Genomic DNA, 23,905 nt, shown 5'->3' on the forward strand with positions numbered 1-23,905 from the left:
GGAAGACGTCCCCGCGGAGGGGGACCTTGGTCACGAGCGGATGAAGTCCGACGGCCCTCCGGCAGCAGCGGGGGCGTGGAACGCGTGACCCCGCACGTCCGGCGGATCGTGCGGGGTCACGGCTCTACGGGGTCACGGCTCTACGGGGATGCGGCTCTGTGGTGGTACGGCTCTGTGGTGGTACGGCGTGCGGGATCGCCGCAGGTCACGCCGCCCGGAGCAGTTCCGGGACCGGCCGGCGCGGGGCGCGCGGTACGGCGGGGCCGTACCCGAGACGGATGATCACCTGGGGGTGGCCGCCGGGGTGCCGGGGGTCGGTGTGGCGGCGCATGTCGCGCAGGTCCAGAGGCTGGTTGAGGAACGAGGCGGAGACGCCGTGCAGGGTGGCGACGAGCAGGACGCGCTGCAGGGCCTGACCGGCGCGCAGCCAGTCCGCCGGGCCGTCACCCGGGGTGGTCAGGACGGCGAGCTGGGGATGGGCCTCGAAGCGGACCCTCTCCCTGGTCACCCGCGCGAAGTCGCGTACGGGCGCGAGGTCGCCGATCGGCCGGGGCCCCTGGACGTAGGGCGGCACGCCGTCGGAGTCCGACTGCCCGGAGGTCCACCGGGCCAGCTCGGTGCGGTAGCCGCGGTTGCCCGTGAGCGCCTCCTCGGCCGTGGCGACCTCCTCCAGGAGTGCGGCGCTCGCCGGGGCGCGGAGGGGGACCAGAGCGGCCCCTTCGATCCGGGCCGTCGTGATCAGCTCGTCCATGACCGTCTGCGGGACGGGGGCGCCGGTGAACGGCTGCCGGTTGGTGCGCCGGGTCTTGATCGCTCCGTACAGGTCGTGCTCGGCCGCCGAGGCGGGCGCGGCGGATGCGGGCCGTACGGCGGCCAGCAGGGTGGGTGAGCCGTCCCCGGCGCCCGGGACGGACCAGGTGACCGGCCGGTGGCCGCTCACGCGCAGGGCGAGCCGGAGGTTGAGCAGGGCCGCGCCGCAGCTGATGCGCAGGGAGCGGCCGCGCGGGTCGGCGACCTTCAGCCAGCGGTCCGGGTCGGCGTGGAGTTCGACGTACTCCCGATGGCGGACGATGAAGCGCCACGGCTGGGTGTTGTGCACCGAGGGCGCGGCTCCGGCCGCGGTGATGAGACGGCGTGCTCCGGCGTGCGTGGCGAGTGGGTTGAGCATGGCGGAACCTCCTTGCCTTGAGATTCGTGCACCGCCACCGGCCGGGGGCAGGGGCGAAGGTCCCGGTGATGGGGGACCTCCGGACCGCAGGGACCTGCGGACGGGAGAAGGGCGCGCCCGGGTCGTGAGACGGGACGACACCGGCTCCCGGGAGCGCCTCGACCTCGCTGCACGGATTCAAGCGGTGACATTGCGTAATCTGCCCTCATGTCAAAATCAGATGTCGCACTCCAGACCCTCGTCGATGTCGTCACCCACACGCAGGCCGATATCAACATCACCGTGACAGCCGACGGCGCGCCCATCACCGGGATACTCATCTCCGCCGAGGAGTTCGCCACCAACGTCGCCCAGCAGATAAGCCGGGCACACGACTTCGCCTCCGAGGACGTCAAGGGATTCAACCTCCTCTTCGAGCACCTCGGCGAGGCTGCCCGCGGGGAGTTCCTGCACTTGAGGAACGCGCATCTGACCACGTGCGCTGAGGCCCTCCAGGGAGAGGGCGGCTGGTGGCGCATCCGGATCGCCGACGTCAGCGGATGGTCCTGCGGCCAGGTGTCCATGCTGAGGTAGCTGGCCGGCGTGGCTCCGTCCGCCTCACACCGGCCCGGCGCCGTCAGCTCGCCGCGTTGCCTGGACCGCGGGCACTCGCCCGCGGGCTCGGCGCGTCAGGCATCCGGCCGCACTGCCGGCACCGAGTCCTCATCGTCTGCTCTGGGACGGAGGTCGTGGCGGTAAGGGATTTTAGCCTCCGGTCCGCGAGGGGCGGTTCACCGCAGACCGGGCGGTGGACGCCACCGGCGAGCGCGGACCGGGTCATTCCCGAGCGCCGGCCGAAGAGGCGGCAACGCCGCAGCCGTGATGTCCGAGCTTTCATCCACGCGGGAGCACGGGAGACGAGATCATGAGTACGCAGGCACGGGCCAGATCCCGTGAGCTACGCGACGCCAGGGCTGCCGCCGAGCGCCACAGGCAGAAGCGTATCCGCCTGGCCGTCGCCGTCGTGAGCAGCGGAGCCATCCTCCTGGTCCCGGCGCGGTACGCCCGGGACGGTCAGAGGCTGACGCTGATCAGCAAGCGATCCCGGACCCGGTGGCGCAGCATCGAGGGCGGCGCCCCGCTCCGGTTCACCCTGCGCGGTGAGGAGCGCACCGGGCAGGCGAGCGTCAGCCACGACCCGGAACGGGTACGGGCCTCGGTGCGGGCGGTGGCCCACCGCCCGTCCTCGGCGTGAGGGACCTCGGGCCGGTGGACACCCGGACCGGGAGCTTGATCCCGGGGAGGCGGGAGCCGTACGGGTTCTACCGGCCCGTCCAGGCCGGGCTGTCGTCCTCGTTCCACTGGATCTCGTTGACGGCGTCGACCACACCGTTGATCCGCAGCGCCATCCGTGCGGCGATCTCCGCCTCGCTGCAGTCCCTCGTTACCGGGCCATCGTGCCGTTTCGGCGGGCCCTTTGCCCCTAAAACGGCCGGTCACCGCGCCGGACGATGAGGTCGGAACTCGACGTCGGAGGGAACCACCGATGATCGGCATCAACGGCTCCGCCTCCTGCGTCTTCGACTCCGGTCTGCCCCAGGCCGACGGCGAGCTGGTCAAGGTCTTCGGCTGGTACGACAACGAACGGGGTTATGCCGACCGGCTGGTGGAGATGGCCGCACGCATGGCCACAGAACGGTAGCCGGCGGCCCGCGATGCCGTCCGTCGACGGCACGGACCTGCCGACGACGTCGCGGGACGGCTTGTGGCGTGACGGATGCAAGGGCGCAAAACATGTCGTCACGGTGCATCGGAGATACGTCGTGGCGATGACGCCGACACCCTCGTGGCCGGGCGTGAAGGGCGGCGCGGGCTTGACGGGCCAGTCACCGTGGGCGGCGTGGATGTCGGTGTGGCACAGGCCGCTGGCTTCGATGCGGACGAGGACCTGGTGGGCGTCGGGTTCGGGGATGGGGACCTCCTGGATCTCCAAGGGCTTGTCGAACGCGGTGACGACGGCGGCGCGCATGTTCATGGTTCTCCCTTTCCTCGTTCTCATCTCCGAGCCTTCGCCCCGGCGGCCGGGCGGGATCAGGGCCTTTGGTCCTCCCCGCGGTGGCCGTAGGCCCCTTCACCCGCGAACCGGCGGGCGGGATTCTGAAGACGACCGGCAGGAGGCGAGACCGCCCCCGATCCCGCCTCCTGCCGAGCGTCAATGGACAGGGAGATGATCCTGATGCGCGCGCTCGTGGTCTTCGAATCGATGTTCGGCAACACTCAAGCGGTCGCCGAGGCGATCGCCGACGGTCTGGCCACCCGCATGGACGTGGACCTCGTCGAGGTCGGCAGCGCTCCGGCGGCCGTTCCCGATGACGTGGACCTGCTCGTCGTGGGTGCACCCACCCACGCCTTCGGCATGAGCCGGCCCGGTACCCGGCGCTCGGCCGCCCAGCAGGCCCCCGGCGGCCTGGTGTCGAAGGGGGAAGGGCTGCGCGAGTGGCTGGCCGCGCTGGGCGGGCACGCCCCGGATGTGGCCGCCGCGGCGTTCGACACCCGGGTCAAGAACCCCTGGATTCCCGGCTCGGCCCGGCACGGAGCCGAAAGACGCCTGCGCAGGCAGGGCTTCGCGATCCTGACCGGTTCGCAGAGCTTCTACGTCTCCGGTACTCCCGGTCCTCTCCTGGAGGGGGAGACGGAGCGGGCACGCTACTGGGGTACGGCGCTGGCCACGGCCCGGCAGGCCGGCACCCACCGGATCGCGTAGGAAACCACTCGGCGCCATACCCGAGAGGAACCGGGGAAGCGGACCGGGCACATCGTGCTCTCACCGGGTGAAGGCGGCGCTCGTGCCGCGCCCGAGTCTTGCGTGGCAGCCGTACATGGTCATAGCGGGTCAAATCGCACTCCGTCGGGAGTGAGATGAGGGTAAGACCGAGAAAGAGTGAAGGAGAAGTCCATGTCCGATCCCGTCGTCGTGGGCACTGATGGTTCGGCCGCCGGCTCCGCCGCCGTGGAGTGGGCCGCGGATGACGCGGCGCGCATGCGCGCCCCCTTGCGCATCGTTTTCGCCCTGGACCGCTCGCCGTACGACATTCCGAAGTTCTCCACTCGCGAGTGGGGTGACGCCCTGACCCGCAACGCGGAGAAAGTCCTGACCGAGGCCGAAACCCTCGCCCGCGAACGCCGGCCGGAGATCGAGGTGACCACCCAGGCGATCGAGGGGGCGCCCGCTGTGGTCCTGCGGGACCAGGCCGACGGCGCCGCCGAGATCGTGGTCGGCAGCAGGGGCCTGGGCGGGTTCGCCGGAGCCGTGCTCGGCTCGGTGAGCGTGCACGTGGCCGGGCACGCCCGCGGGCCGGTGGTCGTCGTCCGCGCCGGCCTCCGGACCGCCCACGGAGAGATCGTCGTCGGCATCGACGACTCCCCGCAGTGCGATCCCGCCCTCGCCTACGCCTTCGAACAGGCTGTGCTCCGCGGTGCCACGCTGCGGGCGCTCTACGCCTGGCAGGCCCCGGTGCACGCCTACGCTCCGGAGATCGTCTACGACATGGATGAGATCCGTCGGGCCCAGCACCAGGTCGCAGCCGCCAAGCTCGCCTCGTGGCGGCAGACGTATCCTCAGGTGAAGGTGGTCGAGGACGTCCGGTCCGCGCACCCGGTCGAAGCGCTGAACGCGGCCTCGGAGAAGGCGGATCTGGTCGTCGTGGGCTCCCACGGCCGGGGAGCCCTGGGGTCGCTGGCGCTCGGCTCGGTCAGCCGCGGTATCCTGCACCACGCCCGCGGCGCCGTGGCCGTGGTCCGGTCACCGCGCGCTTGACGGCCGTATAGCTGGGAGCCCGGTTTCCTGAGTCCACCGTGCCCGCGAGGTCGTTCGCGGGAGCCGTTGGTCCTTACGGCAGATGACGTTGGAGCCGGGCGGGGTGGGCACCGGTGTGGTTGTGATGCGAAGCTGCCGCTATGACGGATGAGGAGTCGCGTTCCCTGGTCCCGGGTATGCGGCTGGATGAGTTGCTGTCGGAGTTGCAGACCCGCCTGAGCGCGGTGCTGGCCACCCGGGATCGGGTGCACGCGCTGATGGAGGCGGTGGTCTCGGTCGGCAGTGACCTGGATCTGGAGACGGTGCTGCGGCGGATCGTGGAGACCGCCACCACCCTGGTGGAGGCCAGCTACGGTGCGTTGGGCGTGGTGGGCGAGGACCACACGCTGATGCAGTTCGTGCCGGTGGGGTTGAGTGAGGAGGAGATCGCGGCGATCGAGCACTGGCCGCACGGGCTGGGCCTGCTCGGCTTGCTGATCAAGGAGCCGCAGACGTTGCGGCTGGCGCGCATCTCCGATCATCCGGAGTCCTACGGGTTTCCGCCCGGTCATCCGCCGATGGGCTCGTTCCTGGGCGTGCCGGTGCGGGTGCGCGAGGAGATCTTCGGCAACCTGTATCTGACCGAGAAACGCGGTGGCGGGGAGTTCGACGAAGAGGACGAGGCGATCGTGGTGGCGCTGGCCACCGCCGCCGGTGTCGCGATCGAGAACGCCCGTCTGTACGAGGAGACGCGGCGCCGGGAGACCTGGTTGCAGGCCTCATCGGAGGTGACCACCAGCCTGCTGTCGGGAGCCGGGCCGGACGAGGTGCTCACCCTGATCGCCCGCCGGGCGCGGCAGATGACCGATGCCGACCTGGCTCAGGTCCTGCTGCCCGATGGGGGCGGGCGGATGTTGCGGGTGGGGATCGCCGAAGGTCTTGGGGCGGATCGGCTTCAGGAGATGGATTTCCCCATCGAGGGGTCGGCGGCGGGCGCGGTCTTCTCCCGGGGTGAGCCGGCGAGTTATGCCGACCTGCAGGACATTCCCTACCCGGCCTCGCCGCTGCGGGCGTCGGGGTTCGGTCCCGGTTTGATGGTGCCGTTGGGGGCCGCGCAGGCGGTACGCGGGGTGCTGGTGCTGGCCAAGAAGCCCGGTCGCAGCCCGTTCAGCCAGGCCGATCTGCGTATGCTGGCGGCGTTCGCCGGGCAGGCCGCGATCGCGTTGGAGCTGGCCGAGGCGCGTAAGGACGCCGAGCGGCTGGGGTTGCTGGAGGATCGCGACCGCATCGCCAAGGATCTGCACGATGTGGTCATCCAGCGGTTGTTCGCGGTGGCGATGACGTTGATGAGCACGGTGCGGCTGGTGGAGCGGCCCGAGGCGTCGGGGCGGCTGCAGAATGCGATCAACGAGCTGGATGAGACGATCCGGCAGATCCGCTCCACGATCTTCGCTTTGCAGGCCTCGGGTCATGATGCCGCGCCCGGTCTGCGGGCGCAGATCGTGGAGCTGGTGGAGGGCGCGCGCGGGCATCTGGGGTTCATGCCGGGTCTGCGGATGGAGGGGCCGCTGGACAACCAGGTGCCCGAGCCGGTCGTCGAGCAGTTGCTGGCGGTGCTGCGTGAGGCGTTGTCGAACCTGGTGCGTCATGCCAAGGCGACCAGGGCCGAGGTGGCGGTGGAGGTGGCCGGTGGGCGGTTGACGCTGGTGGTGCGGGATGACGGTGTCGGCCTGCCGGTCGGCGGCCGTCGCAGCGGTCTGCGCAACCTGCAGGAACGCGCTGTCGGGTTGGGCGGCTCGTTCGAGGTCACGACGGGGGAGGAGGACGGCACCCGGCTGCGCTGGAGCATCCCGCTGTGATCCCTGTGCCTCATGGCGGGTCAAGGGCCGCACCGGCCCAGGTCTGGGCGACGACGGAGTGAAGGACGAAAGCCCTGTTCCTGACCGACCACGTGCCCTACCGGGGAAAGCCCCCGGCAGGCATGGTGAAGTCACCATGAACGTGGGGGAAGAGGAATTATGTGCAATTACTGCGGCTGCCGCGAGTTCCCGCTGCTCGGCCGGCTCTCCGAGGAACACTGGCAGATCGAGGAGACCGCCGGGGCACTGCGCCGGGCCATCAACGAGAGCCGGTACGGCGAGGCCGTACTCCTCCTCGATGAGCTGCTCGCACAGCTCGTCCCGCACACCGCCACCGAGGAGAACGGGCTGTTCGCCGAGTTGCGCGCCGAGGGGTCGCTGACCGAGGCGGTCGACCGGCTCTGCGCCGAGCACGACGAGATCCACGGGGTGTTCGGCGCGATCGACCGCACGGCACCGGACTGGCCCGCCGTGCTGGAGGCGATCCGGAAACTGCATCGACACATCGACAACGAGGAGCACGGCCTGTTCCCCGCCTCGGTGATCATGCTGCCGATAGCCGCCTGGGACCGCATCACCCCGGAGCAGTCCACGGTCGGAGGATAGGAGCGGGTCGCCCCCGGCAGGCGCACGGTCTCCGCCCCATGGACCGTGCGCCTGCCGGGGACGACCTCCCGCTGTGAGCCGCCCGGGCCGAACGTCCCGGGAATCCAGGGCCGAAGGTCCCGTCCCGGAGTGACCTGCGGTGGTGACGGCGGCCCGGGGCCGGGGGTTCCAGGCCGACGGCAAGGGGGGCCACCCGCCACCCGGTGCTCGGCGACCGGGTCATCGTCGGCGTGGGGGCCTCGATCCTCGGGCGCGTGCACGTCGGCGACGACGCATCGATCGGCGCCCACGCCCTGGTCCTGAAGGACGTGCCCGCCGGGGCCCGGGTCTCGGCACCGTCACCGGGGTGGGCTGGTTCCTGCGGGAGAAGAAGCCGGATGTGCAGGTGGTGGCGGTCGAGCCCGCAGAGTCCCCGGTGCTTTCCGGCGGCGCGCCGGGACCGCACGGGATCCAGGGCCTCGGCGCGGGCTTCGTGCCCGAGGTACTGGACACCGGGGTCTACGGCGAAATGCTCCTGGTCGATGTGGACACCGCCCGGGACACCGCCCGGGACGCCGCCCGGCGGCTGGCCCGCGCCGAGGGAATCCTCACGGGCGTCTCCGGCGGCGCCGACGCGCGCCGTCTGATCCCGGCCCAGCGCCACGCGCAGATCTTCGCCACGTTCGCGGAGCTGCCCGCGGGCATGGCGTTCGTGCTCGTCAACGACCACGATCCCAAGCCGCTGTACTACCAGTTCGCCGCCGAGCGCCCCGGCGAGTTCACCTGGGACTACGTCGATTCCGGCCCTGCGGTGTGGCGGGTGCGCGTCGGCCGCCCCTGATCATGTCGGCTGAAGGCCGCAAAAGGGAGCAGGTCCCTCGTGAACGGGACCTTGGCCCCTACAGGGGTACAAGGCTTCTGAGGTGGAATTGACGACGAGGAAGAAAACCCTCGACGAAAACCTGCTGCCGACCGGCAGCGCCTGACGGGGCGGCGGACCATCCAGATGGTCCGCCCCAGGAGCGGGCCGCGGCTGACCGCGCCTTGCCGCCGCGGGCGGGAACCCGATCCGAGCGTTCCAGCCGAGCCGTGCGGCTCGGCTCCCCGCAGGCCTGCTCATCCGCCGGACGGAGCAAGGCTCGGCACGCTCGGTGTCCGAGCATGGATCGCGATAATAAGGATGGACAAGATGGACACCGATGTGACCACCGGGCAAGCCGGACGCGGCGTCGACCGCCGCCCGGCGCTGATGCTCGCGCTGGCGACGCTGGGCTTCGCGGTGAACTTCTGGGCGTGGGCGCTGCTCAGCCCGCTGGGGCCGCGTTTCAAGGAACTGCTGAGCCTGTCGGCCTCCCAGCAGGCGTTGCTGGTCGCGGTCCCGGTGATCGTCGGTTCGCTGGGCCGCATCCCCGTCGGCGCGCTCACCGACCGCTTCGGCGGCAGGGCGATGTTCCCGCTGATCTCGGCCGCCACCATCGTCCCGGTCCTGTTCATCGGCGTGGCCGGGCAGGGCTCGCTGACAGCGCTGCTGGTGGGCGGGTTCTTCCTGGGCATCGCCGGGACGGTGTTCGCCGTCGGCGTGCCCTTCGTCAACGCCTGGTTCCCCCCGCACCGCCGCGGCCTGGCCGTCGGCATCTTCGGCGCGGGTATGGGCGGCACCGCGATCAGCGCCCTGACCACGGTCAAGCTGGTCAAGACCGGCGGCGCGGCCACGCCCTTCGTGATCACCGCGATCGTGCTGGCGGCCTACGCGGTCCTGGCCTGGCTGGTCATGCGCGACGCGCCGGGCCGCACGGTCCCGACCCAGCCGCTCATGGCGCGCCTGGCGGCCACCGCGAAGCTGTCGATCACCTGGCAGGCATGCATCCTTTACGCGGTGGCGTTCGGCGGGTACGTCGCGTTCTCGGTGTACCTGCCGGCCTACCTGCAGACCGCCTACGGGCTGGAGCAGGCCGACGCCGCCAACCGGATGGCCGGCTTCGTGCTCCTGGCGGTCCTGATGCGCCCGATCGGCGGCTGGCTGTCGGACCGGATCGGGCCGCTGCCGGTGCTGACCGCCGTCTTCGCCGTGGTCGCGCTCTGCGCGGCGGTGCAGGCCTTCACCCCGTCCCTGATGCCGGTGGGCACGATCGCGTTCCTGACCATGGCCGCGGCGCTGGGCACCGGCAGCGGGGCCACCTTCGCGCTGGTCGCGCAGGTGGCCCCGGCCGACAAGGTGGGGTCGGTCACCGGCCTGGTCGGCGCCGCCGGCGGTCTGGGCGGGTTCGTGCCCCCGCTGGTGATGGGCCTCATCTATAGCCGGCTCGGGTCCTACGGCCTGGGGCTGGCCCTGCTGTCAGGGGTGTCGGTCATGACGCTGGTATTGACGGTGACCGCGGTGCGCTCGGCGGCCCGCCGGCGCTCGCCCGCGCCGCAGGCGCGGACGGTGTCTTCGCGGTGACACCGGCGATGAGCCGGCGGCCGGTCCCACCGGCTGCCGGCTCATCGCCGTGAGATCGGACCACGGCCCTTTTTCCGGAGATCCGCACCCCGCAGCGAGAGACGACGATTCCCAGGACCGCCGGCAGCTCAGTGCCGGCGGTCCTCGTCAGTTCATCGACGGCGCGTGAGCCGTCTGCCAGGCGGTCCGGACCGCGGCGCGCAACCGGCCACGCGGCGGCACATCCACGCCCCGGCTCCGCACCTTTCACCCCGCCGGGCATCCATGTCGCGATGGGATTCTGGAACTCGCCGGGCGCCGGTCGGACTCCTGACCAGCCTGCCGACCGTGTCGTGCACGCCGGGTGGGCGAAGCATCGGCCATCGGCATGGCGCCCAAGCCCTCAGAAGATGCCCCGAGGTGAAGCCCGGGCATCCGCGGGCAGAGCCACAGGGCCGAAGACCTGGCGCGGTCAGCGCAAGGCACGCCGTCCGGCTGAGCAGGCGCTCCTTACGACGCCGGCGGCGCACAGGCCGCCCTCGCCGATCGGGCAGGCGGTGACGGGCGGGCTGACCGGCGGGATGCTGTTCCGCCTCGCCGCCCCCGCAGGGGCGGTCGGCTCCGTCGGGAGGTCAGCGTGACGGCTCCCAGCCCCGCCGGGGGGCGCGGGCACCGGCCCGCTGCTCGTCGCGGCTGCGGTAGACCACGTAGGGCCGGGTGAGGTAGCCGACCGGCGCGGTCAGCATGTGGACCAGCCGGGTGAAGGGCCAGATCGCGAACAGCAGCAGCGCGCTGAGGGCGTGCAGCTTGAACAGCAGCGGGGCGCCGGCCATCAGCGCCGGATCCGGCTGGAAGTAGAAGATCGACCGGAACCAGGGCGAGATGGTGGTGCGGTAGTCGTAGCCGCCGCCGATGATGTTCGCCGCGACCGTGGCGGCCAGGCCGAGCACGATGGTGACGCCCAGGACCAGGTACATCAGCTTGTCGTTGCGGGTGGTGGCGGTGAACACCGGGCCGACGGTGCGGCGCCGGTAGATCAGGATCGCGATGCCGCCCAGCGTCGCCACCCCCGCGATCGTGCCCAGCACGACCGCGACCAGATGGTAGAGCTCCTCACTGACCCCCAGCGCCTCGGTCCAGCTCTTGGGGATCACCAGGCCGCCGATGTGACCCAGCGCCACCACCAGGATGCCGAAGTGGAACAGAGGGCTGCCGATGCGCAGCAGCCCGGATTCGTACATCTGCGACGAGCGGGTGGTCCAGCCGAACTTGTCGTAGCGGTAGCGCCACACGTGCCCCAGCACGAACACCGTCAGCGCCACGTAGGGCGCCACCACCCACAGCGCCACATCCAGCGCGTTCACCGGCTTGCCTCCATCACGGCGTAGGGTTCGAGTCCGACTTCCTCGGCCGGCGGCCCCTGGGTCGCCAGCCGCAGCGCCGCCTCCTGGTCGCGCAGGCTCGCCGCCGGCAGCGTGGCCAGCACCGCGGCCACGACGTCGGCGTACGGCGAGTCCTCCGACCGCAGGGCCGTGCGCAGCAGTTCCAGGCCCGCGCGGTGCTCGATCAGCAGACGCCTGGCCTCCCGTACGGCGCCGCGCGCGAGAAGCTCGCACACCACCGCCAGGTGGTCGGGCAGCTCCCCGTCGGCGAGCTCGAAACCCGCCGCGGCGAAGGCGTGCTTGAAGCGCAGCAACGCCCCGCCCCGCTTGCGGGTGTCGCCGTAGGCGTAGTAGGTGAGATACGGGCAGCAGCGCCGTTTGAGGTCGAACGTCGCCACGTAGTGGGCGGCCAGCTCGGTCGGCGGGGTCGCCTCGACGTGGTCGAGGAAGGCGGCCAGACGGGTGCGGACCTCACCGGCCGGCAGCGCCGCCACCGACCCGGCCAGCACCCGCCGCCCGCCGTACAACGTGTCGTCGGGATAGCCGAGCAGCACCGACGCCACCAGGTGGGCGGTGCGCAGCTCGCCGTCGCTGAGTGCGCTCATGACTCCTTCTCGCCGTTCTTCGGAAACAGGCCGTCGGGCGTGCCCTTGCCGTCCCAGTTCAGGAGGTTGACCCGGCCGCGCAGCTCGTGCGCCTCTTCCAGGTCGTCACCGGTCTGCCGTTCCTTGAGCGCGTGGAAGTTCTCCACCGCGATCGGGGCGGTCCTGCCGGAGGCCTCGCCGAACGGGCCGCCCATGCCGGGGCCGCCCTCGTAGTCGAGGCTGCACCCCGTGGCCAGCTCCTCCAGTTGCGCGCCCTGCTCGGCGTGGGCCTTGGGGATGACGTAGCGCTCGCCGTAGGGGGCGATGGCCAGCAGCCGGTGCATCGAGGTGATCTGCTCGCCGGTCATGCCGACCGCCCGGGCGATCGACTCGTCGGGCTCCTGGCCGAGGTTGAGGCGCCGCATGTAGGAGCGCATCGCCGCCAGGCGGCGCAGCACGCCGCGCACCGGCTCCGGGTCCCCGGCGGTGAACAGCTCGGCCAGGTAACCGATCGGGATGCGCAGCGCGTCGATCGCGCCGAACAGGTTCCCGGCGTCCTCACCGTCGTGACCGGTGCCGGACAGGACGTCGACGACCGGCGACAGCGGCGGGATGTACCAGACCATCGGCATCGTCCGGTATTCGGGGTGCAGCGGCAGCGCCACGCCGTACTCGAAGATCAGCTGGTGGATGGGGGAGCGGCGCGCCGCCTCCAGCCAGTCCTCCGGGATGCCCTCGGCCCGCGCCGCGGCGATGACCGCCGGATCGTGCGGATCCAGCATCACGCTCTTCTGCGCCTCGTACAGGGCCTTGTCGTCGGCGACGGAGGCCGCCTCCAGCACCCGGTCGGCGTCGTAGAGGATGATCCCGATGTAGCGCAGCCGGCCCACGCACGTCTCCGAGCAGACGGTCGGCAGGCCCACCTCCACCCGGGGGAAGCAGAACGTGCATTTTTCGGCCTTGCCGGTGCGGTGGTTGAAGTACACCTTCTTGTACGGGCACCCCGTCACGCACATCCGCCAGCCCCTGCAGCGGTCTTGGTCGACCAGGACGATGCCGTCCTCCGAGCGCTTGTACATCGCCCCCGACGGGCACGACGACACGCACGAGGGGTTGAGGCAGTGCTCGCAGATGCGCGGCAGGTAGAACATGAAGGCGTTCTCGAAGTCGAGCTTCACCTGGTCCGACACCTTGCGCAGCACCGGGTCGGCCGGCGCCAGCTCCGGCCCGCCCGCCAGGTTGTCGTCCCAGTTCGCACTCCAGCTGATCTTCGTGGGCTCGCCGGTGATGAGCGAGCGGGGACGCGCGACCGGGGTGTCGGCCTGCATCGGCGCGGAGAACAACCGGTCGTAGTCGTAGGTCCAGGGCTCGTAGTAGTCCTGGATCGACGGCATCAGCGGGTTGGCGAAGATCGAGAACAGCTTCTTGAGCCGCCCGCCGGCCTTCAGCTTCAACCGGCCGCGGGAGTTGAGCTCCCAGCCGCCCTTCCACTTGTCCTGGTCCTGGTAGGTGCGCGGGTAGCCCTGCCCGGGGCGGGTCTCGACGTTGTTGAACCACACGTACTCGGTGCCGGCCCGGTTGGTCCACGCCTGCTTGCAGGTGACCGAACAGGTGTGGCAGCCGATGCACTTGTCCAGGTTCATGACCATGGCGAGCTGTGCCATCACTCGCATCGTTCGCTCACTGCTCCTCATCCACTGTGCGGGCGGCCTCGTTCCACGGCCGACCGCTCCGTTCGCCACGTCGGGTTCGCCCATGCATCAGTAGTCGACCTCCTGGCTGCGGCGGCGGATCACGGTGACCTCGTCCCGCTGGTTGCCGGTCGGCCCGAGGTAGTTGAACGCGAACGACAGCTGGGCGTAGCCGCCGATCAGATGGGTGGGTTTGATCATCAGACGGGTGAGGGAGTTGTGGATGCCTCCCCGCCTGCCGGAGATCTCGCTCTTGGGCACGTCCACCACCCGCTCCTGGGCGTGGTACATGTACACCGTCCCGGTGGGCATGCGGTGCGAGACGATCGCCCGGGCCACCACGACGCCGTTGCGGTTGACCGCCTCCACCCAGTCGTTGTCGCGGATACCCGCTCGCTGGGCGTCGGCCGGGCTCATCCAGATGTTCGGGCCGCCCCGCGACAGGGTCAGCATCAGCAGGTTGTCCTGATACTCCGAATGGATCGACCACTTGGAATGCGGGGTCAGGTAGCGCACGGTGATCCCCTCGAGTCCCTGCTCGCCGCCGGAGCCGATGCCCGGCTCGCCGAACAGCACCGTCATGTTCAGCGGCGGCCGGTAGACCGGCAGCGCCTCCCCGGCCTCGTGGATCCAGTCGTGGTCCAGGAAGAAGTGCTGGCGGCCGGTGAGGGTGTGCCAGGGCTTGCGGTGCTCGACGTTGATGGTGAACGCCGAGTAGCGGCGCCCCCCGGTCTCGCTGCCCGACCACTCCGGCGACGTCGTCACCGGCACCGGCCGTGCCTGCGTGTCGGCGAAGGTGATCTTCTTGTGCTCGTCGGCCAGGCCGTCGAAGCTCGTGCCGGTCCGGCGGCCCAGCGTGGCGAACCCCTGCGCGGCCAGGTGCCCGTTGGTGGTGCCCGACAGCGCCAGGATCGTCTCGCACATGTCGATGTCGCGCGCCAGCGACGGCCGGCCGTCGGCCACTCCGCCGCGCACGGTCCCGTTCAGCCGGCCCAGCCGCCCGACCTCCTCGGCGACGTCGAACGTCAGGCCCTTGGTGGTGGCGCCCAGCTTCTCCATCAGCGGCCCGAGCGCGGCCATCTTCTCGGCGACCGCGCCGTAGTCCCGCTCCACCACCGTGATCTTCGGGAAGTTCCGGCCCGGAACGGGCGTCTCACCCGTGACCCGCCAGTCGCGGACCCGCCCGTGCGGGGTGGCGTACTCGTCGGCGGTGTCGTGCAGCAGGGGAACCGCCACCAGGTCCCTGCGCACGCCCAGGTGGGTCCTGGCCAGCGCGCTGAAGGCCTCGGCGACGGCGTGGAAGGCGGCGAAGTCGGTGCGCGTCTGCCAGGGCGGGTCGATCGCCGGGCTGAAGGCGTGCACGAACGGGTGCATGTCAGTCGAGGACAGGTCGTGTTTCTCGTACCAGGTGGCGGCCGGCAGCACGATGTCGGAGAACAGCGTCGTCGACGTCATCCGGAAGTCCAGCGACAACAGCAGGTCGAGCTTGCCCTGCGGCGCCTCGTCCCGCCAGGTCACGTCGGCGGGCCGCTGCTCGGGCGCGGCCTCGTGAGCGCGCACCGCCCCTCCGGCGCCCAGCAGATGCTTCAGGAAGTACTCGTTGCCCTTGGCCGACGACCCCAGCAGGTTGGCCCGCCACACCGTCAGCACCCGCGGCCAGTTCTGCGGCGCGTCGGGGTCCTCGCAGGCGAAGCCGAGCTCCCCGACGGCGGCCTTCGCCGCGACGTACGGCCCCGCCTCCTGCCCGGAGGCCGCCGCTTCCTCGGCCAGCTCCAGGCTGTTGCGGTCGAACGTCGGATACGACGGCATCCACCCCATCCGCGCCGACTGCGACAGCAGGTCCGCGGTGGCCTTCCCCGCGAACGCCCCGTCACGGGGGGCCAGCGGCGAGGAGACCACCTCGGCGCTGTAGGTGTCGTAACGCCACTGGTCGGTGTGCAGGTACCAGAACGCGCTGCCGATCATCTGCCGGGGCGGGCGCGACCAGTCCAGGCCGAACGCCAGCTGCGCCCATCCGGTGACCGGCCGGCACTTCTCCTGCCCCACGTAGTGTGCCCAGCCGCCGCCGTTGACGCCCTGGCAGCCGGTCAGCGTGGTCAGCGCCAGAAACGACCGGTAGATCGTGTCGGAGTGGAACCAGTGGTTGGTCCCCGCCCCCATGATGATCATCGAGCGGCCGCCGGACTCCTCGGCGTTGCGGGCGAACTCGCGGGCGATCTTCACGGCCTTCGCCGCGGGCACGCCGGTGATCGCCTCCTGCCAGGCCGGTGTGTACGGTGCGCCTGCGTCGTCGTAGGAGGCCGGCCACTGCCGGGCCCCCTGCGGGCCGTCGGCCGCGCTCGCCCCGCCGGGCCGGGCGACGCCGTACTGGGCGAGCATGAGGTCGAAGACCGTGGTCACCAGCCGGCCGGCGACGGTGCGGACCGGAACCCCGCGGCGCAGCACCCCGTCACCGGCCCCGTCGCCGGTCGTGCCGCCGGCCTGGTCGAAGCGGGGCAGCAGGACCGTCGCGACCGCCCCGCCGTCAAGGCTCAGCAGGGGGTCCACTCCCTGCAGGTCGAGGTTCCAGCGCCCCTCGCCCTCGGGGGTGAAACGGAAGCCCAGCGAGCCGTTGGGCACCACCGGACTGCCGCTCGCCGCGTCCAGCAGCACCGTCTTGAACGCCTCCTGCTCGCCCTCCCGCCCCAGGTCGGCGGCCGTCAGGAACTTGCCGGGCACGTACTGATCCCCGCCGCCCTCCCCGTCACGCTGTTCCAGCGTCACCAGGAACGGCAGGTCGGTGTGGCGCTTGACGTAGTCGACGAAGTACGGCACCTGCCGGTCGACGAAGAACTCCTTGAGGATCACGTGTCCCATCGCCATGGCCAGCGCCCCGTCGGTGCCCGGACGCGGCGCCAGCCACTCGTCGGCGAACTTGGTGGCGTCGCTGTAGTCGGGGCTGACCACCACGACCTTCTGCCCCCGGTAGCGGGCCTCGGTCATGTAGTGCGCGTCGGGCGTGCGCGTCACCGGCACGTTGGAACCCCACAGCATCAGGTAGGCCGCGTCCCACCAGTCGGCCGACTCCGGCACGTCGGTCTGGTCGCCGAACACCTGCGGGGAGGCCACCGGCAGGTCGGCGTACCAGTCGTAGAACGACAGCATGGTGCCGCCCAGCAGCGACACGAACCGGGCGCCGACGGCGTGGGAGGCCATCGACATGGCCGGGATGGGGGAGAAACCGGCGACCCGGTCCGGGCCGTAGGCCTTGATGGTGTGCACGTGCGCGGCGGCGATCATCTCGGTCGCCTCGTCCCACGTGATGCGCACCAGCCCGCCCTTGCCCCGGGCCGACTGGTAGCGGCGCCGCTTGTCGGGGTCGGAGGTCACCTCCGCCCAGGCCGCCACCGGGTCGCCCAGGCGCGCCTTCGCCTCCCGGTACATCTCCACCAGCACCCCGCGGGCGTACGGGAAGCGCACCCGGGTGGGGGAGTAGGTGTACCAGGAGAACGCCGCCCCGCGCGGGCAGCCGCGCGGCTCGTACTCCGGCCGGTCCGGGCCCACGCTCGGGTAGTCGGTCTGCTGCGCCTCCCAGGTGATGATCCCGTCCTTGACGTAGACCTTCCACGAGCACGAGCCGGTGCAGTTCACCCCGTGCGTGGAGCGCACCACCTTGTCGTGGCTCCACCGGTCGCGGTAGAAGGCGTCGGCCTGGCGGCCGCCGATCTGGTGCAGCGTCCGCAGGTCACCTGAGACCTTCCCGGCACGCAGATGCCGGCCCAGCCGCAGCAGGGCGTCGTCGACCGGCCCGTCCATGCCCGCCATATGTGCACTCCTCTTTTCTTCCATCGCGAACCAGGCAATTCCGGCATGTGTGCTCTCGTGGCCGCGCGAACCGCGCGGAAAACCGGCGCTCACCGAATCTCTCGCGATGTCGGTGTCGATCACTCCGGCACCGGGGCGTCCGGTGCGACGTCTTCATCCTCGTTGGGGCACATATCCCGATCTCAGGGTCTTTAGTCCCTCGCAACCGGCCCAAAGACCCAAAGATCCAGGCGAGCGGCGGACACCGGCTCAGGTGGCCGGCAGCGCGGTGGCCAGCAGCACCACCCCGACCGAGCCGACCAGCGCGGACACCGCCATCGCCCGCGCGAAGCCGGGACGCCCCGCGCCGGTGGCCCACCCGTGCAGGCCCGCCGCCACCATGACCGCGCAGAACAGCGCCAGCTTCGCCGCCAGGATCCGCCCGTAACCCGGTTCGGCCAGCGACGTCCACGTGACGCCCTTGCGCCAGGCGATGGCCACGCCCGTGCCCAGCTGCACCGGCAGGAACACCGCCCCGGTGAACATCCCGAACCGCCGCCCCACCGCGCGCATCACCTGCCCGCGCCGCTCGGTCTCCAGCAGCCGCCGCGCCAGCGGCAGCACCACCAGCGAGACCGTCAGCTGCCCGCCGACCCACAGCGCCGCCGACAACACGTGCAAGAACCGCACCACCGACCACCACGTCACCGCACATCCACCTCCATCGGCATCGGCCGCCCCTCGAACGTCGTCTCGGACATCACGGGGCACCCACCCGGAACAGCCCGTGCGCCCCGCCCTCGGCCTGGCGCATCGTGTGGTCCACCACCGGATACGTGCCCGGCTCGGGGAAGACCAGCTCGGCGAACCCGCCCTGCGCCGGAGCCAGGTCCAGCACCTGCGCACCCCCCGCGCCGCCCGCGCGCAGCAGGTAGGCGCCCTCCTTGTAGACGGTGTCGAACGGCGCCCCCACCACGTGCAGCGCCGTACCCGAACTCGGCCCGGCGGCCACCGCCCAGATCCGCACCCGCTCACCCGCCTTCGCCCGCAGCGGCGCGTGGTCGTAACCGGCGGCGGTGCCGTTGAACATCCACCCGTCCGGACGGCCCTCGCGAATTTTTGCGACCTGCGCGTCGCTGCCCGGCTCGCCCAGATACAGCTCGCCCTGGATCAGCAGGAACTCCCGATCCGCCCGCGGCAGGTCCGGCGGATCGATGACCACCGCCCCGTACATGCCGCCTGCGATGTGCTGCGTCATCGGCATCGTCGAGCAGTGGTACAGCCACGCCCCCGCGTGCTCGGCCCGGAACCGGTAGGTCAGCCGCTCGCCCGGCTGGATCGTGCGCATCACCCCGTCCGGTGCGTTCGCCCCGGCGTGGAAGTCGATGCCGTGACCCATCGTGCCGCCGTTGACGAACGTCACCGTGAACACGTCGCCCACCGTGCCGCGCAGCACCGGCCCGGGCACGGTCCCGTTGAACGTCCACATCCGCTGCCGCACACCGGGCGCGACCTCCAGCACCGCGCTGTCGTCCACCCGGATCTCCACCTCGTGCTCGGCGCCGCCGGGCGCGGGCGCCAGCGTCGCGTCGTACGGCCTCCACCCCGGTGACACGGGCGCGGCCAGGTCCAGGCCGGCCTGCCCGGTGCCGGCCGCCGTGCCGCCGTTCCCGTCGGGGGACGTCGCCCGCCCGGCCGAGCCGTGCGCGCCGTGCCCGGTATCGGTGCCGGGCCGGGCGAGTGCGCCGGTGGGAACGATGCGCATCGTCATGCCCGCTGCGCGATGCCCGGCCACGGTGCACCAGCCGTCGACCGCCTCGCCGAGCGGGGCGAGCCTCAGAGTGGCGCTCTCGCCCGCTCCCAGCAACGGGGTGCGTTCCCCGGTGGCCAGCCGCAGGTCGTGCCGCTGGGCGTCGGTGTTGGTGACGCGCAGCGTCAGCGCGGTGCCCGGCGCGGCCTCGATCACCGCCGGCCGGACCCGCATCCCCGACAGCGTCACCTCGACCGTCCGGGTGCCGGTGGCGGCCACGGTGGCGGGGCCGGAGCCTCCGGTGACGGCGACGACGACCGCGGCGGCCGTCAGCAGGCACCCGGCCGTCATCCCGGCCAGCGCGGGTGAGGCGAGCGCCCGGCGTTCGGGGTGCTCGGCCGCCCAGGCCCGCGTGAGGGCGGTCACCGCCAGCACGACGAACGCCGCGGCCGATGCCAGTACCAGGGCCCAGCCCAGCAGGGCCAGCGGCCGCGGCACCGGCAGCGCAAGCAGCGGCACGCCGGCGTTGAGCGCGGTCAACCGGACCGCCCAGCCGCGCTCCAGCAACGCCGCGTTCTCCTTGAACCGGGCCGGGCCGCCGCCCAGCACCGCCGGCAGCAGGTGCAGCAGCGACCCCAGCAGCACCTGGCCGACGAACCCGGCCAGCACCAGCGGCAGCAGCGGTTCCAGCGCCGCGGCCACCCCGCCCGCCGGCCGGGTCGCCACGACCACCACGTCCGCGGCGAGCGCCACCTCGAACCAGACCACGCCGGCGCCCAGCATCCAGGCCGCCCCGGTGTGCGGGCGGCGCGCCCGGAGCGCCTCGACCAGCGGCAGCAGCGCCGCGGCCGCCCCGGCCGCGTACGCCGCCACCCCTGCCGCCGCCACCCAGCGCAGATCCGCCAGCAGCCCTCCGGTCAGCAGCGCCAGCCCGGGAACGGCCAGCCGCAACCCCGCCAGGGACGCCAGGCGGGTGCGCTCCGGCACGCGGGTGCGCAGCACCGTCGGCCACAGCGTGAACAGCGTGCCGAGCACGGTCAGGCCCACCCAGCCCAACAGGTTCACCTGGGCGTGCGCGGCGTGCAGCCGCTCGTGCACCGCGCCGTGGCCGACGTGCGCGGCCAGCAGACCGCCGAGGGTTCCGCCGGCAGCCAGCGCCCCGGCCGCGCACACGTACCAGGCGATGACGTGACCGAACCGGCCGGGCAGCGCCCGTCGGGTCAGCCGTACCAGCGCGGCGGCGTGCCAGAGCACGACGGCCACGATCACGCCCGCCCCGGCCACCGCCACCGCCGCGGGACCGGCTGTCACGCCGTACAGCACGGCCGCCGTCGCGGCGTTGAGCAGGGCGAGGCGGGACAGGCTCCAGCGCGGCTCCGGCGTGCGGGCGCGCAGCAGCGCGACGGCGAAGTGCTCGCTCCAGATCAGGATCGCGGTGCTGACCGCGCCCAGCAGGAAGACGTGGATCAGCAGCCAGCGCGGAGCCGGCAGTCCGTCGCCGACCGCCGCGGCGGCGACCGTCAGCCCCAGCCAGGCCACCACGAGCGCGTTGGCCCGCAGGTGCCAGGGCGCACGGTGGCGCGCAGGTCCGGAGGGCGGCCCGGCCGGCGGGCCCTTCTCGATATGCACCTCGACCGATGTCACCTCGGGTCACCTTCCCATCGGGCCCGGCGCGCCAGCATTGCGGCGCATCCGACGAATACGAGCAGAGAAATCTCGGCGAGCAGGCCGCCGGCGGTGCGCACCGCGTCGGCAGCGGCCAGATCCCCGGCGACGTGGACCGCCACGGCCGCGTGCAGCAGCGCCAGCGGCGCGTACAGCACCGGGCGGTAGGGCAGGCCGACCCGCAGCACCGCGGGCAGGATCACCGGGGCGTGCCCGAACACCATCGACATGACGAACCCCAGGAACAGCGCGCCCAGCGCCGACAGAACGGGTGCGGCGTACCCCCAGCGGCGGCGCAGCGCGACCGCGCGCTCCAGGCAGAGCAGCGTGCCCAGGAAGCCGAGCGCCATCAGCGGCCCGTGCTCACGGGACACAGACGGGGGTGCGGGAACCCCGGGCAACAGGAGCGCGAGACCCCCGTAGAGGCCGGCGAGCAGGGCGACGGCGGCACCGGACAGTATCGGAAGCCGCCCGGCGGCCGGGCGGGGCCGGGCGCGCGGCGGGCTCACCGGAGCCGTGCCGGACGGACGGACGGGGACGATCGGGGGATCCCGCGATCATCGGTGGTGTGGCCACGGCCAGATCGTCTCCACTGATCGTCACATGAATGGACTCAGCCGAGCCTAAGTTCCACCGTCGTGACAGGGACCGGGCTCAAAGGCCACGACCGCAGGGACCAAAGTCCTCCGTCGCCGCGCCGAGGTGTGCCGAGGTGTCTCGTAACCGCCTGATCGGAGTCCTGCCCGCGGACTTCCGGGCAGGAGCGTGCCCTCCGCTGCCGGTCCCTTCGGAACACGTCGGATCGAACGCAGGGGACAACAGCGGGTGGGAAGAGGACTTTCGTCCCTAACCGATCAGGTGGACGATCAGTGAAGCTGGAGGGTATGAAACTCGATTCCGCCGGCCTGCAGGTGCTCTCCCACCAGGAGTGCATGCGCCTGCTGGCGACGGCTCCGATCGGGCGGATCGTCTTCACCGATCGTGCCCTGCCGGCGGTGCAGCCGGTCAACTTCCACCTCGAGGGCGAGGACATCGTCATCCGTACGACGGCCGGATCCAAGCTGGCCGCCGCGACGCGCCGGACGGTCGTGGCGTTCGAGATCGACGACTTCGATCCGGCGCAGCGCACCGGCTGGTCGGTGACCGCGGTGGGACACGCGCGGGCCGTGGACGATCCGGCGGAGGCCGCGCGGCTGGCGGGGCTGCCCCTGACGCCGTGGGCACCGGGCGAGCGGGACCACTTCATCGTCATCGCGGCCGAGCAGGTCTCCGGCCGCCGCATCGGTGGCGGCTGAGCCGGGGACCTGCCGGCTCGTGTTCGCGGACCGGCCGCCTCGCTGAAGTCGCCACCGCGGAATGAGGCGGCGCGGAGGCTTTCCCGGGGACGACGGCCCGCCGTCATGCTCCGGGGGCCGCGCCGAGGTAGCCGGCCAGGTCGTCCTGGTGGGGGAAGCTTCCGGGCACATACGAGCACCAGGGTTCTTCAGCGAGGACGTCGCCGCTGGTGGCGAATGCGCGGGAGCGGGAGCCGCCGCACACGGTGCGGAACTCGCATGCCCCGCAGCGTCCGGCCAGCAGACCGGGGTCGCGCAGGGCGGTGAAGACCGGGGAGGTCCGGTAGATCTCGGTCAGCGGGTGGACGCGGACGCTGCCGGCCGGGAGCGGCAGGAATCCCGACGGGGAGACCTGCCCGGTGTGGGAGACGAACACCAGGCCACGGCCGGCGCTGACGTCGATCGGCGGGCGGCGGGTGCGGGTGGCGCGGACGAGGCCGGAGTGTACGGCGCGCCGCCGCGGGGCGTGGTAGAGGGGGCCCAGCCCGAGTGTTTCCACGTGGTCGGCGCCGCGGGCCTGCAGGATGTGCCGCTGGGGTGGGCTCACGTCGCCCTTCATGATGTGTTCCCTTCGCAGCCGGTGCCGAGCAGGTGGCCGACGACGTCGGCGGCGGTGTAGTCGCCGGGCAGGTCGTTGCACAGGCAGCGGCGTCCGTCGGTGTCGGCGATGGTGCGGCCCTTGCGGATGTGGGCGTCGACGGGTTCGGCGGGGCAGCGGTAGCCGGGTGTGCCGTCGGGTTTGAGGTATGGCGTGCGCAGGTGTCCCAGATCGCACAGGCGCGGGCGGGCGGTGTAGACGTCGGCGGCGCGGCGCAGCAGGTCACGCCGGAGGGCGTCGTCCAGGCCGGACTCACGGCACAGGGCGAAGGCGGTTCCGACCTGGATGCCGGTGGCGCCGGCCAGCAGCGCCCGCGCCAGGCCGTGGGGTCCGGCGTATCCACCGGCGAGCCAGAACGGCAGGCCGAGCTCGGCGACCTTGGAGGCGTCGGCATGGTCACGGGGCCCGTATACGGGTTCGCCGGTCGGGCCGAGCCGCATCCGGCCGCGCGGTGGCGCGCTGTGCCCGCCGACGGGTGTGACCATCTGGATTTTCTCCAGGTAGTTGACGCCGATGGGGCCGTCGTGTCCTTCTCGGGCGAGGAACACCTCGGTGAAGTTGGCGGCGCCGAAAGTCCCGCGGATGGGGCCCCGGTCACCTGCCGGAGTCCGTTGCGGCAACAGACGAGCAAGCCATCGGCGATGCCGGTCCGCGAACCGCTGTGGGACGGATGCCGCCCCGCGGCGGATTGCTACTGCGCCGCGGACAAGACGGTGCCCACCGCGACGAGCGCGGCGCCGGTGCCCATCAGCATCGCGCCCAGGCCGACGGCCAGGGAGGTGACCTGCCAGGCCTGGTAGGCGCTCATCAGCGAGGCACGCAGCGTCTCACCCATGAACGCGGTCTGGCGCAGCTCGGCGAGTTTCTCGTCCTTGCCTCCGGAGGCGTGCAGGTCGGCGCTGATCTCCGAGTAGCTGCGCCCACCGGTGGCCTTTCGCACGTTGCCGCTGATCATTTCGGAGAAGACACGGGCGTGGGTGCCGTTCTCCACCCGGCGCCCGGCGTAGCGGCCGTGCTCGGCGGGCAGGCCCTTGGCCGGGAAAGTGATCTTCTGGCGGATGAGTTCGTCGCGGATCTCCTCTTTACCCCGCAGGCCGCGGACCGTCATGACCGCGCCGGCCGTCAGCATGGCGACGCCGACGCCGCCCAGCAGCAGCATCAGCGTCAGCCCTCGCACGTTGTCCACCGGTTCTTCTCCTTGCCGACTCACGATGAGACCCATGGGATGGGTGACCGGCCTGTGACCGGTCCGATGCAGGACCCTTTCGAGAGGTCCGCACAGAAAGAGTGCGTTCTCGGCACGGGCATCGGG

Annotated in this window: 21 protein-coding genes and 2 pseudogenes; 11 read left to right on the plus strand and 12 right to left on the minus strand. The window is 71.8% G+C overall.

Annotated features, from left to right (window positions below; translation table 11 throughout):
* Positions 1 to 205: 205 nt before the first annotated feature.
* Positions 206 to 1,168, minus strand: a complete 963-nt coding sequence (locus HS041_RS20240) for an Acg family FMN-binding oxidoreductase (RefSeq protein ID WP_196442213.1) — start codon at positions 1,166 to 1,168, stop codon at positions 206 to 208.
* Positions 1,169 to 1,375: 207 nt separating this feature from the next.
* Between HS041_RS20240 and HS041_RS20245 the strand changes: the two genes are divergently transcribed.
* The 3 genes from HS041_RS20245 to HS041_RS38495 all read left to right on the plus strand — a co-directional run bounded on the left by HS041_RS20245 (position 1,376) and on the right by HS041_RS38495 (position 2,849).
* Positions 1,376 to 1,741 carry a GvpU-like protein gene (locus HS041_RS20245; RefSeq protein ID WP_196442214.1) on the plus strand — a complete coding sequence of 122 codons (366 nt, stop codon included), beginning with the start codon at positions 1,376 to 1,378 and terminating at the stop codon, positions 1,739 to 1,741.
* 331 nt (positions 1,742 to 2,072) lie between these two features.
* Positions 2,073 to 2,402, plus strand: a complete 330-nt coding sequence (locus tag HS041_RS20250; RefSeq protein ID WP_196442215.1) for a hypothetical protein — start codon at positions 2,073 to 2,075, stop codon at positions 2,400 to 2,402.
* Positions 2,403 to 2,693: 291 nt separating this feature from the next.
* Positions 2,694 to 2,849: a hypothetical protein gene (locus HS041_RS38495; protein ID WP_230879147.1), complete on the plus strand. Its 156-nt coding sequence runs from the start codon at positions 2,694 to 2,696 to the stop codon at positions 2,847 to 2,849.
* A gap of 132 nt (positions 2,850 to 2,981) precedes the next feature.
* On the opposite strand, the pseudogene HS041_RS40465 reads toward HS041_RS38495, so the two are convergent.
* Positions 2,982 to 3,206 (minus strand): annotated as a pseudogene (locus HS041_RS40465) (alcohol dehydrogenase catalytic domain-containing protein); the annotation flags it as partial.
* A gap of 168 nt (positions 3,207 to 3,374) precedes the next feature.
* Here HS041_RS40465 and HS041_RS20260 point away from each other — a divergent pair.
* The 7 genes and pseudogenes from HS041_RS20260 to HS041_RS20285 all read left to right on the plus strand — a co-directional run bounded on the left by HS041_RS20260 (position 3,375) and on the right by HS041_RS20285 (position 9,827).
* Positions 3,375 to 3,911, plus strand: coding sequence for a flavodoxin family protein (locus HS041_RS20260; RefSeq protein WP_230879148.1), 537 nt, complete (start codon positions 3,375 to 3,377; stop codon positions 3,909 to 3,911).
* A gap of 192 nt (positions 3,912 to 4,103) precedes the next feature.
* Entirely contained in the window at positions 4,104 to 4,964 is an 861-nt protein-coding gene (locus tag HS041_RS20265; RefSeq protein WP_196442217.1) for a universal stress protein, read from the plus strand.
* A 176-nt stretch (positions 4,965 to 5,140) separates the two neighbouring features.
* Complete coding sequence (locus HS041_RS20270) at positions 5,141 to 6,802, plus strand: sensor histidine kinase (RefSeq protein WP_304609534.1); 1,662 nt, start codon at positions 5,141 to 5,143, stop codon at positions 6,800 to 6,802.
* Between the two features lie 159 nt (positions 6,803 to 6,961).
* Positions 6,962 to 7,408, plus strand: a complete 447-nt coding sequence (locus HS041_RS20275; protein ID WP_196442219.1) for a hemerythrin domain-containing protein — start codon at positions 6,962 to 6,964, stop codon at positions 7,406 to 7,408.
* 203 nt (positions 7,409 to 7,611) lie between these two features.
* Positions 7,612 to 7,695, plus strand: a pseudogene (locus HS041_RS40470) (serine O-acetyltransferase); the annotation flags it as partial.
* Entirely contained in the window at positions 7,683 to 8,228 is a 546-nt protein-coding gene (locus tag HS041_RS40090; RefSeq protein ID WP_374058867.1) for a pyridoxal-phosphate dependent enzyme, read from the plus strand. The pseudogene HS041_RS40470 and the gene HS041_RS40090, both read left to right, overlap by 13 nt.
* Before the next feature lie 348 nt (positions 8,229 to 8,576).
* Positions 8,577 to 9,827 carry a nitrate/nitrite transporter gene (locus HS041_RS20285; RefSeq protein WP_304609535.1) on the plus strand — a complete coding sequence of 417 codons (1,251 nt, stop codon included), beginning with the start codon at positions 8,577 to 8,579 and terminating at the stop codon, positions 9,825 to 9,827.
* 611 nt (positions 9,828 to 10,438) lie between these two features.
* Here the strand turns inward: HS041_RS20285 and narI are convergent.
* The 7 genes from narI to HS041_RS20320 all read right to left on the minus strand — a co-directional run bounded on the left by narI (position 10,439) and on the right by HS041_RS20320 (position 21,170).
* Positions 10,439 to 11,170, minus strand: a complete 732-nt coding sequence (gene narI / locus HS041_RS20290; protein ID WP_196442221.1) for a respiratory nitrate reductase subunit gamma — start codon at positions 11,168 to 11,170, stop codon at positions 10,439 to 10,441.
* Positions 11,167 to 11,793, minus strand: a complete 627-nt coding sequence (gene narJ / locus HS041_RS20295) for a nitrate reductase molybdenum cofactor assembly chaperone (protein ID WP_196442222.1) — start codon at positions 11,791 to 11,793, stop codon at positions 11,167 to 11,169. The genes narI and narJ overlap by 4 nt, the downstream gene beginning before the upstream one ends.
* Positions 11,790 to 13,445: a nitrate reductase subunit beta gene (narH, locus tag HS041_RS20300; protein ID WP_196442223.1), complete on the minus strand. Its 1,656-nt coding sequence runs from the start codon at positions 13,443 to 13,445 to the stop codon at positions 11,790 to 11,792. Before narH ends, narJ begins: the two co-directional genes overlap by 4 nt.
* Before the next feature lie 87 nt (positions 13,446 to 13,532).
* A complete protein-coding gene (locus HS041_RS20305) occupies positions 13,533 to 17,267 on the minus strand; it encodes a nitrate reductase subunit alpha (protein ID WP_196442224.1) in 3,735 nt (1,244 codons plus the stop codon).
* 249 nt (positions 17,268 to 17,516) lie between these two features.
* A complete protein-coding gene (locus HS041_RS20310; RefSeq protein WP_196442225.1) occupies positions 17,517 to 17,954 on the minus strand; it encodes a hypothetical protein in 438 nt (145 codons plus the stop codon).
* Positions 17,955 to 18,006: 52 nt separating this feature from the next.
* The gene (locus HS041_RS40095) at positions 18,007 to 20,640 is read right to left on the minus strand and encodes a multicopper oxidase domain-containing protein (RefSeq protein WP_196442226.1); all 2,634 of its coding nucleotides are present in this window, start codon (positions 20,638 to 20,640) and stop codon (positions 18,007 to 18,009) included.
* The gene (locus HS041_RS20320) at positions 20,637 to 21,170 is read right to left on the minus strand and encodes a DUF8744 domain-containing protein (protein ID WP_501224833.1); all 534 of its coding nucleotides are present in this window, start codon (positions 21,168 to 21,170) and stop codon (positions 20,637 to 20,639) included. Before HS041_RS20320 ends, HS041_RS40095 begins: the two co-directional genes overlap by 4 nt.
* A 375-nt stretch (positions 21,171 to 21,545) precedes the next feature.
* Here HS041_RS20320 and HS041_RS20325 point away from each other — a divergent pair, with 375 nt between their 5' ends.
* A complete protein-coding gene (locus HS041_RS20325) occupies positions 21,546 to 21,956 on the plus strand; it encodes a pyridoxamine 5'-phosphate oxidase family protein (protein WP_196442228.1) in 411 nt (136 codons plus the stop codon).
* 103 nt (positions 21,957 to 22,059) lie between these two features.
* Here HS041_RS20325 and HS041_RS20330 read toward each other — a convergent pair whose 3' ends face one another.
* The 3 genes from HS041_RS20330 to HS041_RS20340 all read right to left on the minus strand — a co-directional run bounded on the left by HS041_RS20330 (position 22,060) and on the right by HS041_RS20340 (position 23,779).
* Complete coding sequence (locus HS041_RS20330) at positions 22,060 to 22,554, minus strand: hypothetical protein (protein ID WP_230879149.1); 495 nt, start codon at positions 22,552 to 22,554, stop codon at positions 22,060 to 22,062.
* Complete coding sequence (locus tag HS041_RS20335) at positions 22,551 to 23,213, minus strand: nitronate monooxygenase (protein ID WP_230879150.1); 663 nt, start codon at positions 23,211 to 23,213, stop codon at positions 22,551 to 22,553. The genes HS041_RS20330 and HS041_RS20335 overlap by 4 nt, the downstream gene beginning before the upstream one ends.
* Positions 23,214 to 23,284: 71 nt before the next feature.
* Complete coding sequence (locus tag HS041_RS20340) at positions 23,285 to 23,779, minus strand: hypothetical protein (RefSeq protein ID WP_196442229.1); 495 nt, start codon at positions 23,777 to 23,779, stop codon at positions 23,285 to 23,287.
* Positions 23,780 to 23,905 lie beyond the last annotated feature (126 nt).

It is taken from the genome of Planomonospora sp. ID67723 (genome assembly GCF_015711605.1).
Lineage (GTDB): Bacteria > Actinomycetota > Actinomycetes > Streptosporangiales > Streptosporangiaceae > Planomonospora_A.

Coding starts and splice junctions, on each gene's coding strand:
- HS041_RS20240 (WP_196442213.1), bottom strand. CDS start 1,168: ATGCTCAACCCACTCGCCACGCACGCCGGAGCACGCCGTCTCATCACC.
- HS041_RS20245 (WP_196442214.1), top strand. CDS start 1,376: ATGTCAAAATCAGATGTCGCACTCCAGACCCTCGTCGATGTCGTCACC.
- HS041_RS20250 (WP_196442215.1), top strand. CDS start 2,073: ATGAGTACGCAGGCACGGGCCAGATCCCGTGAGCTACGCGACGCCAGG.
- HS041_RS38495 (WP_230879147.1), top strand. CDS start 2,694: ATGATCGGCATCAACGGCTCCGCCTCCTGCGTCTTCGACTCCGGTCTG.
- HS041_RS20260 (WP_230879148.1), top strand. CDS start 3,375: ATGATCCTGATGCGCGCGCTCGTGGTCTTCGAATCGATGTTCGGCAAC.
- HS041_RS20265 (WP_196442217.1), top strand. CDS start 4,104: ATGTCCGATCCCGTCGTCGTGGGCACTGATGGTTCGGCCGCCGGCTCC.
- HS041_RS20270 (WP_304609534.1), top strand. CDS start 5,141: ATGCGGCTGGATGAGTTGCTGTCGGAGTTGCAGACCCGCCTGAGCGCG.
- HS041_RS20275 (WP_196442219.1), top strand. CDS start 6,962: ATGTGCAATTACTGCGGCTGCCGCGAGTTCCCGCTGCTCGGCCGGCTC.
- HS041_RS20285 (WP_304609535.1), top strand. CDS start 8,577: ATGGACACCGATGTGACCACCGGGCAAGCCGGACGCGGCGTCGACCGC.
- narJ (WP_196442222.1), bottom strand. CDS start 11,793: ATGAGCGCACTCAGCGACGGCGAGCTGCGCACCGCCCACCTGGTGGCG.
- narH (WP_196442223.1), bottom strand. CDS start 13,445: ATGCGAGTGATGGCACAGCTCGCCATGGTCATGAACCTGGACAAGTGC.
- HS041_RS20305 (WP_196442224.1), bottom strand. CDS start 17,267: ATGGCGGGCATGGACGGGCCGGTCGACGACGCCCTGCTGCGGCTGGGC.
- HS041_RS20325 (WP_196442228.1), top strand. CDS start 21,546: ATGAAACTCGATTCCGCCGGCCTGCAGGTGCTCTCCCACCAGGAGTGC.
- HS041_RS20330 (WP_230879149.1), bottom strand. CDS start 22,554: ATGAAGGGCGACGTGAGCCCACCCCAGCGGCACATCCTGCAGGCCCGC.